Origin of the sequence: Streptomyces sp. NPDC006687, assembly GCF_040636215.1 — a bacterium.
Taxonomy (GTDB): domain Bacteria; phylum Actinomycetota; class Actinomycetes; order Streptomycetales; family Streptomycetaceae; genus Streptomyces.
In genome coordinates, this window is the sequence record NZ_JBEYJJ010000011.1 from 49,944 (window position 1) to 61,534 (window position 11,591).

11 protein-coding genes and 1 tRNA gene are annotated in these 11,591 nt (G+C 71.8%); 9 read left to right on the forward strand and 3 right to left on the reverse strand.

Translation table 11 applies throughout. The features are described from left to right. Positions 1 to 75: 75 nt before the first annotated feature. Positions 76 to 2,958 (forward strand): penicillin acylase family protein, encoded by a 2,883-nt coding sequence (locus tag ABZ716_RS16120; protein ID WP_358959517.1) that lies wholly within the window; start codon positions 76 to 78, stop codon positions 2,956 to 2,958. A gap of 36 nt (positions 2,959 to 2,994) precedes the next feature. Here the strand turns inward: ABZ716_RS16120 and ABZ716_RS16125 are convergent, their stop codons facing one another. Beyond that, complete coding sequence (locus ABZ716_RS16125) at positions 2,995 to 3,621, reverse strand: 5-formyltetrahydrofolate cyclo-ligase (RefSeq protein ID WP_358959519.1); 627 nt, start codon at positions 3,619 to 3,621, stop codon at positions 2,995 to 2,997. A gap of 94 nt (positions 3,622 to 3,715) precedes the next feature. On the opposite strand from ABZ716_RS16125, the gene galU reads away from it, so the two are divergent. The 7 genes from galU to ABZ716_RS16160 all read left to right on the forward strand — a co-directional run bounded on the left by galU (position 3,716) and on the right by ABZ716_RS16160 (position 9,221). Then, the gene (gene galU, locus ABZ716_RS16130) at positions 3,716 to 4,618 is read left to right on the forward strand and encodes a UTP--glucose-1-phosphate uridylyltransferase GalU (protein ID WP_351882715.1); all 903 of its coding nucleotides are present in this window, start codon (positions 3,716 to 3,718) and stop codon (positions 4,616 to 4,618) included. Between the two features lie 4 nt (positions 4,619 to 4,622). Beyond that, positions 4,623 to 5,963 (forward strand): gephyrin-like molybdotransferase Glp, encoded by a 1,341-nt coding sequence (gene glp / locus ABZ716_RS16135; RefSeq protein ID WP_358959521.1) that lies wholly within the window; start codon positions 4,623 to 4,625, stop codon positions 5,961 to 5,963. A 164-nt stretch (positions 5,964 to 6,127) separates the two neighbouring features. Beyond that, positions 6,128 to 6,607, forward strand: a complete 480-nt coding sequence (moaC, locus tag ABZ716_RS16140) for a cyclic pyranopterin monophosphate synthase MoaC (protein WP_351882719.1) — start codon at positions 6,128 to 6,130, stop codon at positions 6,605 to 6,607. 104 nt (positions 6,608 to 6,711) lie between these two features. After that, on the forward strand, positions 6,712 to 7,203 hold the full coding sequence (locus ABZ716_RS16145) for a MogA/MoaB family molybdenum cofactor biosynthesis protein (protein ID WP_351882851.1): 492 nt from the start codon (positions 6,712 to 6,714) through the stop codon (positions 7,201 to 7,203). A gap of 17 nt (positions 7,204 to 7,220) precedes the next feature. After that, positions 7,221 to 7,841: a GNAT family protein gene (locus tag ABZ716_RS16150; RefSeq protein WP_358959523.1), complete on the forward strand. Its 621-nt coding sequence runs from the start codon at positions 7,221 to 7,223 to the stop codon at positions 7,839 to 7,841. Positions 7,842 to 7,995: 154 nt separating this feature from the next. Then, entirely contained in the window at positions 7,996 to 9,018 is a 1,023-nt protein-coding gene (locus tag ABZ716_RS16155; RefSeq protein ID WP_358959525.1) for a hypothetical protein, read from the forward strand. A gap of 129 nt (positions 9,019 to 9,147) precedes the next feature. Next, a tRNA-Ala gene (locus tag ABZ716_RS16160) sits at positions 9,148 to 9,221 on the forward strand. Positions 9,222 to 9,446: 225 nt separating this feature from the next. Here the strand turns inward: ABZ716_RS16160 and ABZ716_RS16165 are convergent. Continuing rightward, positions 9,447 to 9,956, reverse strand: a complete 510-nt coding sequence (locus ABZ716_RS16165) for a GNAT family N-acetyltransferase (protein WP_358811291.1) — start codon at positions 9,954 to 9,956, stop codon at positions 9,447 to 9,449. A gap of 38 nt (positions 9,957 to 9,994) precedes the next feature. Here ABZ716_RS16165 and ABZ716_RS16170 point away from each other — a divergent pair, with 38 nt between their 5' ends. Further along, positions 9,995 to 10,798 (forward strand): exodeoxyribonuclease III, encoded by an 804-nt coding sequence (locus ABZ716_RS16170; RefSeq protein ID WP_358959527.1) that lies wholly within the window; start codon positions 9,995 to 9,997, stop codon positions 10,796 to 10,798. Here the strand turns inward: ABZ716_RS16170 and ABZ716_RS16175 are convergent. Further along, on the reverse strand, positions 10,780 to 11,502 hold the full coding sequence (locus ABZ716_RS16175; protein WP_358959529.1) for a MerR family transcriptional regulator: 723 nt from the start codon (positions 11,500 to 11,502) through the stop codon (positions 10,780 to 10,782). The two genes, ABZ716_RS16170 and ABZ716_RS16175, sit on opposite strands and share 19 nt — an antisense overlap. Positions 11,503 to 11,591 lie beyond the last annotated feature (89 nt).

Below are 11,591 nucleotides of genomic sequence, written 5' to 3' on the forward strand. Positions count from 1 at the left end.
GATCAACGAAGGGGGTCCTGCGCCTATGGTTGCTCCCAGCACTCCCAGGACCACCCTGCCCCTCGAAGGACAGCGATGCCCGCCAACGAATCCGGACCTTCCGTCAAGAAGAAGGGACGACGCGCACGCCTGCTCGTGCTCGTCTTGGTCCTGGCGCTCTTGGCGGGCCTCGGCTACGGCGCGTACTGGAGCGTGGACACCGTGCGCGCTTCGTTCCCGCAGACCACCGGCTCCCTGAAGGTCCCCGGCCTGACCGGGACCGTCGACGTCAAGCGTGACGAGCACGGTATTCCCCAGCTCTACGCCGACAACGACGAGGACCTCTTCCGCGCGCAGGGCTTCGTGCACGCGCAGGACCGGTTCTGGGAGATGGACGTACGCCGTCACATGACCTCCGGCCGCCTGTCGGAGATGTTCGGCGCCGGCCAGGTCGAGACGGACGCCTTCCTGCGCACGCTCGGCTGGCGGCAGGTCGCGCAGGAGGAGTACGACAAGAAGCTCTCGCCGGAGACGAAGAAGAACCTCCAGGCGTACGCCGACGGGGTCAACGCGTACCTGAAGGGCAAGTCCGGCAAGGACCTCTCCGTCGAGCACGCCGCCCTCAAGATCACCGACGACTACAAGCCCGAGCAGTGGACGCCGGTCGACTCGGTGGCCTGGCTCAAGGCGATGGCCTGGGACCTGCGCGGCAACATGCAGGACGAGATCGACCGCTCGCTGATGTCGAACAAGCTCACGCAGGCGCAGATCGACGAGCTCTACCCGGCGTACCCCTTCGACCGGAACAAGCCGATCGTCGAGGGCGGCAGCGTCGCGGGCGGCAAGTACGCCCCCCAGGGCACCACGGGCTCTTCCTCGACGGGCGCCACCACCGGCACCACCGGCACGGGGACGGGTACGAGCACGGGTACGGGCTCCAGCGCGGCCACCGGCACGGGCTCGCAGGCCACCCCCAACGGCGCCGCCAACCCCGCCACCGGTCTCGCCGACAACGCGAGCGCCCAGGGCGCGACCGTCGGCCTGCGCACCCAGCTGACCGCCCTGGCCAAGACCCTGGACGACATCCCGGCCATCCTCGGCCCCAACGGCAGCGGCATCGGCTCCAACTCCTGGGTCGTCTCCGGCAAGTACACGACCACCGGCAAGCCGCTGCTGGCCAACGACCCGCACCTGTCCCCGCAGCTGCCGTCGGTCTGGTACCAGATGGGCCTGCACTGCCGCGCCGTCTCGGCCAAGTGCCAGTACGACGTCGCCGGCTTCACCTTCTCCGGCATGCCCGGCGTGGTCATCGGCCACAACGCCCAGATCGCCTGGGGCATGACCAACCTCGGCGCCGACGTCACCGACCTCTACCTGGAGCAGGTCCGTCCCGAGGGCTACGTCTACGACAACAAGGTCGTCCCCTTCACCACGCGTGAGGAGGAGATCAAGATCGCGGGCGGCTCGACCAAGAAGATCACCGTCCGCTCCACCAACAACGGACCGCTGATCTCCGACCGCAGCGAGGAACTGGAGACCGTCGGCTCCCGCGCCCCCGTCCCCAGCTCGGCCCCCGACCGCGGCACCGGCTACGCCGTCGCCCTGCGCTGGACCGCCCTGGACCCGGGCAAGTCGATGGACGCCGTCTTCAAGCTCGACCGGGCCAAGGACTTCCCGAGCTTCCGGGCCGCGGCCGCGGACTTCGAGGTCCCGTCGCAGAACCTCATCTACGCCGACAACCAGGGCCCCACCGGCAACATCGGCTACCAGGCCCCGGGCCGCATCCCGGTCCGCGGCCAGGGTGACGGCCGTATGCCGGCGCCCGGCTGGGACCCCAAGTACGCCTGGAAGGGCGGCCGCGACGGCAACGCCGGCTACATCCCGCAGAACGAGCTGCCCTGGGAGCTCAACCCGCAGCGCGGCTACATCGTCACCGCCAACCAGGCGGTCACCGAGTCGGGCACCGGCGCGGGCAAGTACCCGTACGTCCTGACCACCGACTGGGGCTACGGCGCCCGCAGCCAGCGGATCAACGACCTCATCGAGGCGAAGATCAAGGACAGCGGCAAGATCTCCACCGACGACATGCGCACCATGCAGATGGACAACAGCAGCGAGATCGCCGCGCTGCTCACCCCGATGCTGGCCAAGATCCCGGTCTCCGACCCGGACGTGCGATCGGCGCAGAAGCTGCTGGAGGGCTGGAACTACACCCAGGAGAACGACTCCGCGGCGGCCGCCTACTTCAACGCGGTCTGGCGCAACATCCTCAAGCTGGCGTTCGGCGACAAGATGCCGAAGGACCTGCGCGTCGAGGGCAGCTGCATGAACGTGATGGAGGAGGGCACCGGTCCGAACGACGACCTCGCCAAGACCGTCCGCGAGTGCGGCACCCGCGGCCCCGACTCCGCGCAGCCCGACGGCGGCGACCGCTGGTTCGAGGTCGTGCGCCGACTGGTCAAGGACGAGAAGTCGCCGTGGTGGACGGCCGCCCCGAAGACCGTCCACGACAAGCCCGTCAAGACCCGCGACGAGCTCTTCGCCCGGGCCATGGAAGACGCCCGCTGGGAGCTGACCGCCAAGCTCGGCAAGGACCAGTCGACCTGGAGCTGGGGCCGGCTGCACCAGCTGACGCTGAAGAACCAGACCATCGGCAAGGAGGGCCCGGGCTTCATGCAGTGGCTCCTCAACCGCGGCCCGTGGAACCTGGGCGGCGGCGAGGCCACCGTCAACGCCACCGGCTGGAACGCCTCCAGCGGGTACGACGTCACCTGGGTGCCGTCGATGCGGATGGTCGTCAACCTCAACGACCTGGACAAGTCCCGCTGGATCAACCTGACCGGCGCCTCGGGCCACGCGTACGACGGCACCTACACCGACCAGACGACCCTGTGGGCCAAGGGTGAACTGCTGGACTGGCCGTTCGGAAAGGGCGCTGTCGACAAGTCGACAGTGGACACCCTCACGCTCAAGCCGTGAGCGGTGCGCCCGCCCGGCGGTGATCCGGTGACGTGATCAGGCTGTGAAGCGCAGCACCCCCGACGGGGTGGCGACCGCCTGGACGGGGTGGTCGTGCGGTTCCTCCGGGACCCGCGCGACCACCTCTTCGTCATAGAGCAGCACCACCAGCGCCGGATGCGCGCCGGCCCGCTCCAGCCGGGCCAGCACCCGGTCGTACGAACCGCCGCCGCGCCCGAGCCGCATGCCGCGCCGGTCCACCGCCAGCCCGGGCAGCAGCACCGCGTCCGCCCCGGTGACCGCCTGCGGGCCCAGCGGCGGACCGGAGGGCTCCAGCAGCCGCATCTTCCCCGGGTGCGCGGCCTCGGCCAGGCTGCCCGGACCCTCGTACGCCGCCCAGTCGAGGTCGTTGTCGGGCAGCAGCAGGGGCAGCAGCACCCGCTTCCCGGCGTCACGCAGCGCGTCGAGCAGATCGCGGGTACCCGGCTCCGCGCCGACGGAGACGTACGCGGCCACCGTGCGCGCGTCGGCCAGTTCGGGCAGCGCCAGCGCCGAGCGCGCGAGCGCGCGGGCCGCCGTGCGGCGGGACTCGGGCGACAAGGCCCGGCGGGCGGCGAGCAGTTCCCGGCGCAGGGCGCCCTTCCCGGCAGGGAGGGGGAGCGGTCCGGACGGGTTCGTTACCACAGTTAGGTCACATTTCCTTTTCTATCAGGACAGAGTTGGATCTATTTGCCGGAATCTGGTCGGGTGTTCGGTACGACCCACTAGGGTTCTGCCCATGAATCAGTCGCACCCCGTGATCAAGAAGGCCGTCATTCCGGCTGCGGGCCTCGGTACCCGGTTCCTCCCCGCGACCAAGGCAACCCCGAAGGAAATGCTCCCGGTCGTGGACAAGCCGGCCATCCAGTACGTGGTCGAAGAGGCCGTCTCGGCCGGCCTGGACGACGTCCTCATGATCACAGGACGTAACAAGCGGGCTCTCGAAGACCACTTCGACCGCAACTACGAGCTGGAGTCGGCCCTGATCGCCAAGGGCGACGACGACCGGCTGAAGAAGGTCCAGGAGTCCAGCGACCTCGCCACCATGCACTACGTCCGCCAGGGCGACCCGCGCGGCCTCGGCCACGCCGTCCTGTGCGCCGAACCGCACGTGGGCGAAGAGCCCTTCGCGGTCCTGCTCGGCGACGACCTCATCGACCCGCGCGACCCGCTGCTGCGGCGGATGGTCGAGGTCCACGCGAAGACCGGCGGCACGGTCATCGCCCTGATGGAGGTCGACCCCGCGCACGTGCACCTCTACGGCTGCGCGGCCGTCGAGGCGACCGGCGAGGACGACGTCGTCCGCATCACCGGTCTCGTCGAGAAGCCCGAGCCCGCCGAGGCGCCCAGCAACTACGCGGTCATCGGACGCTACGTCCTGCACCCCGCGGTCTTCGGCATACTGCGGGAGACCGAGCCGGGCCGCGGTGGGGAGATCCAGCTCACCGACGCCCTGCAGAAGCTGGCCGCCGACGAGAGCGTGGGCGGCCCGGTGCACGGCGTCGTCTTCCGCGGCCGCCGCTACGACACCGGGGACCGGGGGGACTACCTGCGGGCCATCGTCCGACTCGCGTGCGAGCGTGAGGACCTGGGCCCGGAGTTCCGCACCTGGCTTCACCGTTACGTCACGGAGGAGATGTAGCAACGTGAGCAGAGCACCGCAGGACACCGGCCACCACCGCCTGTGGTCGGTGGACGAGCACCTCGCGGACGTACTCGCGACCGTCCGGCCGCTGGAGCCCATCGAGCTCCAGCTGCTCGACGCCCAGGGCTGTGTCCTGGTCGAGGACGTCACCGTGCCCGTCGCCCTCCCGCCCTTCGACAACAGCTCCATGGACGGGTACGCCGTCCGCACGGCCGACGTCCAGGGCGCGAGCGAGGAGTTCCCCGCGGTGCTCACGGTCATCGGGGACGTGGCGGCGGGCAGCGGTGAGCTGCCCACCGTCGGCCCCGGCCAGGCCGCCCGCATCATGACCGGCGCCCCCCTGCCGCCCGGAGCGGAAGCCGTCGTACCGGTCGAATGGACCGACGGCGGTACGGGTGGCGGCGCCGCCTCCGGGATGACCCCGGCCAGCGCCGCCCCCGAGGGCTCGGGCGGCGAGGTGCGGGTCCACCGCGCGGCCGAGGCGCGGGCGCACGTCCGCGCGCGCGGCAGCGACGTGCAGGCCGGTGACCTGGCGCTGGCCGCCGGCACGGTCCTCGGCCCGCCGCAGATCGCCCTGCTGGCGGCCATCGGCCGGGGCACGGTGCGGGTCCGGCCGCGTCCGCGCGTGGTCGTGCTGTCCACCGGCAGCGAGCTGGTCCAGCCGGGTGAGGCGCTGGCCGCCGGGACGATCTACGACTCCAACAGCTTCGCGCTGGCCGCCGCCGCCCGCGACGCGGGCGCCATCGCCTACCGGGTCGGCGCGGTCGCCGACGACGCCGACACGCTGCGCGCGGCCATCGAGGACCAGCTGATCCGCGCCGACCTGCTGGTCACCACGGGCGGGGTCAGCGTCGGCGCGTACGACGTGGTCAAGGAGGCCCTGACCATGGCCGCCGCCGGCGACGGCGAGGAGCCGCAGGCCGGCGGGGTGGACTTCCGCAAGCTCGCGATGCAGCCCGGCAAGCCGCAGGGCTTCGGCACGGTCGGCCCCGACCACACCCCGCTGCTGGCCCTGCCCGGCAACCCGGTGTCCTCGTATGTCTCCTTCGAGCTGTTCGTGCGCCCTGCGATCCGCGCGCTCATGGGGCTGCCGGCGTCGCAGGTCAGCAGGCCGGGCGTGCGGGCGGTGCTGAAGGCGGACGCGCCGCTGCGCTCCCCGGCCGCCCGGCGGCAGTTCCTGCGCGGGAAGTACGACCCCCAGGCGGGCACCGTCAGCCCGGTCGGCGGTTCGGGCTCGCACCTGATCGCCGCGCTGGCGCACGCCGACTCGCTGATGGTCGTACCGGAGGACGTCACCTCGGTGGAGCCGGGCACCGAGCTGGAAGTCATCCCGCTCGGCTAGCCGCCCCGCCCGCACGGGGCACCTGTCCGGCCGGCCGCGGCGCGCGGCCGGCCGTGCTGTTCGCCCAGTGGTCCTGCCCGGCTGCGGACCGCCCGGTGCGGGTAGCGTGTTGCACCACACAGGCTCCGTCGTTTCGGGGCCCGGAGCGGGAGCGGCACGTAGACATGAGTACGCACAGCAGGCTGACGCACATCGACGAGGCCGGCGCGGCCCGGATGGTCGACGTATCGACAAAAGACGTCACCACCCGCACGGCGCGCGCCAGCGGCCGCGTCCTGGTCTCTCCGCGGGTGATCGAACTGCTGCGTGGCGAGGGCATGCCCAAGGGCGACGCCCTCGCCACCGCGCGCATCGCCGGGATCATGGGGGCCAAGAAGACCCCCGACCTGATCCCGCTCTGCCACCCGCTGGCGGTCTCCGGGGTGAAGGTGGACCTCAAGGTTGCCGACGACGCCGTCGAGATCCTCGCCACCGTCAAGACCACCGACCGCACGGGCGTGGAGATGGAGGCGCTGACCGCGGTCGCCGTCGCCGGCCTCACCGTGATCGACATGGTGAAGGCCGTCGACAAGGGCGCGGTCATCACCGACGTCCGGGTGGAGGAGAAGACGGGCGGCAAGTCCGGCGACTGGACCCGGTCGTGACGCCCCCGCGCGGCGGCGAGGTCCACAGCCACGTGCCGCCGGTGGCCGAAGAGGCGCGAGGTGGGGCGGCCGACGCCGCCGCTGCGGCGCCCGCACCGCGCGGCCTGGTGGTCACCGCCTCCAACCGTGCCTCGCGGGGTGTGTACGAGGACAAGGGCGGCCCGCTGCTGGCCGAGGCCCTGGAGAAGCTGGGCTTCGCGGTCGACGGCCCGCGCGTGGTCCCGGACGGCGACCCCGTCGAGCAGGCGCTGCGCGAGGGTGTGGCCGCGGGGTACGAGGTCATCCTGACCACCGGCGGCACCGGCATCTCGCCGACCGACCGCACCCCGGAGGCGACCGCCCGCGTGCTGGACTACGAGGTTCCGGGCATCCCGCAGGCCATCCGCGCCGAGGGCCTCGCCAAGGTGCCGACCGCCGCCCTGTCGCGGGGTCTGGCCGGCGTGGCGGGCCGCACGCTGATCGTGAACCTGCCCGGCTCCACGGGCGGAGTCAAGGACGGCCTCGCGGTGCTGGCGCGGATCCTGCCGCACGCCGTCGACCAGATCCGGGGCGGCGACCACCCCAGACCGGACGCGGCCTCCGGGAGCCCGAGCTGAACGGCCCGACCTGGCCGGTGGTGCTGGCGGACGGCGACGTCACGCTGCGGCCGATAAAACTACGCGACCAGCGGGCCTGGCGTGAGGTCAACCGCCGCAACCGCGACTGGCTGCGGCCCTGGGAGGCCACCATCCCGCCGCCGGCGCCGTGGGGGCCGGTGATACACCGGCCGACGTACCGGCAGATGGTCCGCCACCTGAGGGCGGAGGCGCACGCGGGCCGGATGCTGCCCTTCGTCATCGAGTACCGGGGGCGGCTGGTCGGCCAGCTGACGGTCGCCGGGATCACCTGGGGATCGATGTGCGCCGCCCATGTGGGGTACTGGGTGGACCGTGACGTGGCGGGCCGCGGGGTGATGCCGACGGCCGTCGCGCTCGCCGTGGACCATTGCTTCCTGAAGGTCGGGCTGCACCGCATCGAGGTGTGCATCCGGCCCGAGAACGGGCCCAGCCGGCGGGTGGTGGAGAAGCTGGGCTTCCGTGAGGAGGGGCTGCGGCCGCGTTATCTGCATATCGACGGAGCGTGGCGCGACCACCTGGTCTTCGCGCTCACCGCCGAGGAGGTCCCGCAGGGGCTGCTGCGCCGCTGGCACCTGGCGCGCAGGAAGGAAAGCCCGCCGTCGGCGACCGCACCGTAAACCGGGTAATCGTAAATGCGTTCGAATTTGAGCTCGATTCGCCCATAACCTGATCCGAAGAATCACAAAAAAAGTCGGTGATATCAGCCGGATCGTGCGACACACCGGCCCAATTGGCTGATCCGGTCGGCCGCACCCCTCTACGGTGTGGGGTGTGAGCAGCAGCGGCCTCATCTACGCAGTCATCGTCGGGGCCTGGGCCGCCTACTTGGTGCCCATGTGGCTCCGGAGGCAGGACGAGCTGAACGAAGCGCGTCCGACGGAACGCTTCTCCACCGCCATCCGGCTGCTTTCCGGCCGGGCGGGAATGGAGCGCCGTTACGCCAAGGGGCTGCGTGAGCGCGGTGAAGTCCAGGCGGAGCCCCAGCCCTATGCGGACCCGGAAGCGGCGACGGAAACGGTGAATTCCGTGGACGCCGACGCCCGGGCCCTCGGCGTGTCCCCGACCAGGGCCCAGCCAAGATCGGTCGAGGTCGAAAGGGTCGAGCGGGTCCGGCGCCAGCAGCGCCTCCAGGTCCTGGCGCGCCGCCGGCGCACCACGGCCCTGCTCTTCCTCGCCTTCAGCGGCGGCGCGGTCGCCGCGGCCGTCGGCGGGCTGCGTTACCTGTGGGCGCCGGCCGTGCCCGCGCTGCTGCTGAGCGCCTACATCGTGCACCTGCGGGTGCAGGAGCGGCGGCGCTACGAGTTCACGATGGACCGCCGCCGCGCCGAGGCGGCCGCCCGCGCCCTGCGCGAGAGCCGTTCCCGCCACCGGGACCCCGAGCCCGCCGGTGCCGCCGAACCCGACCCCGCACCGCCGGTCTCCCCCCAGGAAGCCGGCCGCCGCGCGCTCGTCGAGCAGACCGACCACGCCGAGTGGGTCGACCAGCAGAGGGAGCGCGAGCGTGGCCCGGCGCGGGGTGACAGCTGGGAGCCCGTACCGGTCCCGCTGCCGACGTACGTGACGGCCCCGGTGGCCCCGCGCGCCACCGGCCCCGTCAACCCGGACGGCTGGAGCGCCACCCGTTCGAGCACCGCCGAGCCGACCAACCCCCGCCTGCGCGCCCAGCCCGGGCCGCCCCCGGCGAAGCCCGAGCCCCACCCCGCCACCCCGCGCCCGCGCGGCCGCGAGGCGGGCCGGACCCCGCTCTTCGACCAGTACGAGAGCGACGACCGCCCGCGCGCCGCGAACGAGTGACGGCCCCGGCACCCGGTGGCTGACCTGCGGTGACTCCGCCGGAATCAGTCGACGGGGGCCGGTGTCCCGCCGCCCGGGAACGCGTTTTGGAGCAGCGGCGCGGGGATGCTAATGTTTCACACGTCGCAAGGGCCTGTGGCGCAGTCTGGTAGCGCACCTCGTTCGCATCGAGGGGGTCTGGGGTTCAAATCCCCACAGGTCCACAGACGACAGTTCTTGAGTAGCTCTCAGGAATCGTCACGAGATCCCGTTCCGCCGAAAGGCGGGGCGGGATCTCGGCGTTTGTGGGTGCGTTCGAGAGGTGCCGGATGGTCCGTGCGGTCCTCCGCGCCCAGGATCGGACGCAGAGGCTCGCGTGTGCGCGGGGCTTCAGGCCGCCCCGCGCGTTGCCCTCGCGTTCCCGGGTCCGTCCCTCAGGGCGGTGGGGGTCAGGACAGGGTGGTGGGCGTCCGTAGCGGTTTGGCCATGCAGCGGCTTGATTCGTACGCGCGGTAGTAGCCGAACTTCTCCGACAGCGTGTACCCCGCCGACAGGTACAGGGCGATCGCCTCCGGCTGGCGGTCGCCGGTTTCCAGGACCATCCTGCGGCGGCCGGCCGCGGTCGCGTCGGCTTCCAGTTCGGCCAGGATGCGGCGGGCCAGGCCCTTGCCGCGGGCCTCGGGGACGACGTACATGCGCTTGATCTCCGCGTCGCCGTCCGAGTAGCCCTCGTCGTTGTGGTCCTGCGCACGCCAGGCGCCGCTCGCGAGGGGGGTGTCGGAGGCGTCGTAGGCGAGGAGGTAGAGGCCGGCCGGCGGGACGAACATCGCCGGGTCGAGGAAGGTGGCGTCGCCCTCGCCGTCGTAGCGCTCCTGGTATTCGAGCTGGACCTGGGCGTCGAGTTTCAGCGCGTCCGGGTGGTCGTACGGTACGGCGCGCAGGTGTATCCCGTGAGACATCAGAACATCGTACGGAAGGCTGCGGTTATCGTGCTGGGATGCTCACCGTGACCTCCGTGAATGTGAATGGGATCCGCGCCGCCGCGAAGAAGGGCTTCGTGGAGTGGCTCGCCGGATCCGACGCCGACGTCGTGTGCCTCCAGGAGGTACGGGCCGAGGAGGGGCAGATTCCGGTCGAGGCGCGGGAGCCCGAGGGCTGGCACACCGTGTTCGCGGCGGCCGCCGCCAAGGGGCGGGCGGGCGTCGCCGTGTATACGCGCAGGTCACCTGAACGGGTGCAGGTGGGCTTCGGCAGTGACGAGTTCGACGCGAGCGGGCGGTACATCGAGGTCGACCTTCCCGGGGTGACCGTGGCGAGCCTCTACCTGCCCTCCGGCGAGGCCGGGACGGAGAAGCAGGAGGAGAAGTACCGCTTCATGGCGGAGTTCCACACCTACCTCCAGGCGCTGAAGGTGCGGGCCGCCGCCGACGGGCGGGAGGTCGTGGTGTGCGGTGACTGGAACATCTGCCACCAGGAGGCCGACCTCAAGAACTGGAAGACCAACCGGAAGAACGCCGGCTTCCTGCCCGAGGAGCGGGAGTGGCTCGGGAAGGTGTATGCGGAGGCCGGGTACGTGGATGTGGTGCGCGTGCTGCACCCCGACACCGAGGGCCCGTACTCCTGGTGGTCCTACCGGGGGCGTGCCTTCGACAACGACGCCGGCTGGCGCATCGACCTCCAGGTCGCGACGCCGGGGCTGGCGGCGAAGGCCGTCAAGGCGTTCGTCGAGCGGGCGCAGACGCACCCGGAGCGGTGGTCGGACCACGCGCCGGTGACCGTCGTCTACGAGCTCGGCGTCTGAGGGGGCTGGGGCTCCCGGGGCGTCTGAGACGGCTGGGTGGCCTGGGGCGAGTCGGTGCCGGGGGCGCGTCGCTGGTGGAGGCGGTCCATCGCCATCGTGAGTTCCGCCTCGACCACGCTCTTGGCCAGCGGACGCAGCCGGCTGACGGCCTCCTCCCCCAGGTGGTCGGAGATCAGCTCGGTGAACAGTGCCGCCAGCGCGTCCGCGTGCTCGCGCACGCGGCGGCCCGTCTCCAGGACCGCGGCGAGCGGTACGCCCTCGCGGACCAGGGCGGAGGAGACGTCCAGCAGGCGCCGGCTGACGTGCACGATCTCCTCGCCGTCGGCTGCGAGGTAGCCGAGGTCGAGGGCGGCCGCCAGGTTCTCGGCGGTGACCTCGCCCTCGAAGTGGTCGGCCAGGGCCTCCGGCGACAGCCGCACGGGGGTCTCGTCCGACCAGCCCATGCCGAGCAGCTCGCCGAGCTGGCCGACGTCGCGGCCCTTCTCGAAGGCGGCGGTGAGTTCCGCGATGCCGCCGAGGGTGTGGCCGCGTTCCAGCAGGGCGGCGATGGTGCGCAGCCGGGCCAGGTGCTGGTCGTCGTACCAGGCGATGCGGCCCTCGCGGCGCGGTGGCGGCAGCAGCCTGCGCTCGCGGTAGAAGCGCAGGGTGCGCACCGGGATGCCGGCGGCCTCGGCCAGCTCCTGAGTCCGGTACTCGCGCGTCACAGCCGCCTCCGCCTCCCGTGTCCCCCGCGTCTCCACATGCGCAGCCTAGGGCGTACCGGCAGTAACTTTCCGGGCGCGACCCCTACCCA

Bases quoted from the DNA above. Each gene is read 5' to 3' on its own strand.
- ABZ716_RS16120 (WP_358959517.1), top strand. From the start codon at position 76: ATGCCCGCCAACGAATCCGGACCTTCCGTCAAGAAGAAGGGACGACGC.
- galU (WP_351882715.1), top strand. From the start codon at position 3,716: ATGAATCAGTCGCACCCCGTGATCAAGAAGGCCGTCATTCCGGCTGCG.
- moaC (WP_351882719.1), top strand. From the start codon at position 6,128: ATGAGTACGCACAGCAGGCTGACGCACATCGACGAGGCCGGCGCGGCC.
- ABZ716_RS16165 (WP_358811291.1), bottom strand. From the start codon at position 9,956: ATGTCTCACGGGATACACCTGCGCGCCGTACCGTACGACCACCCGGAC.
- ABZ716_RS16170 (WP_358959527.1), top strand. From the start codon at position 9,995: ATGCTCACCGTGACCTCCGTGAATGTGAATGGGATCCGCGCCGCCGCG.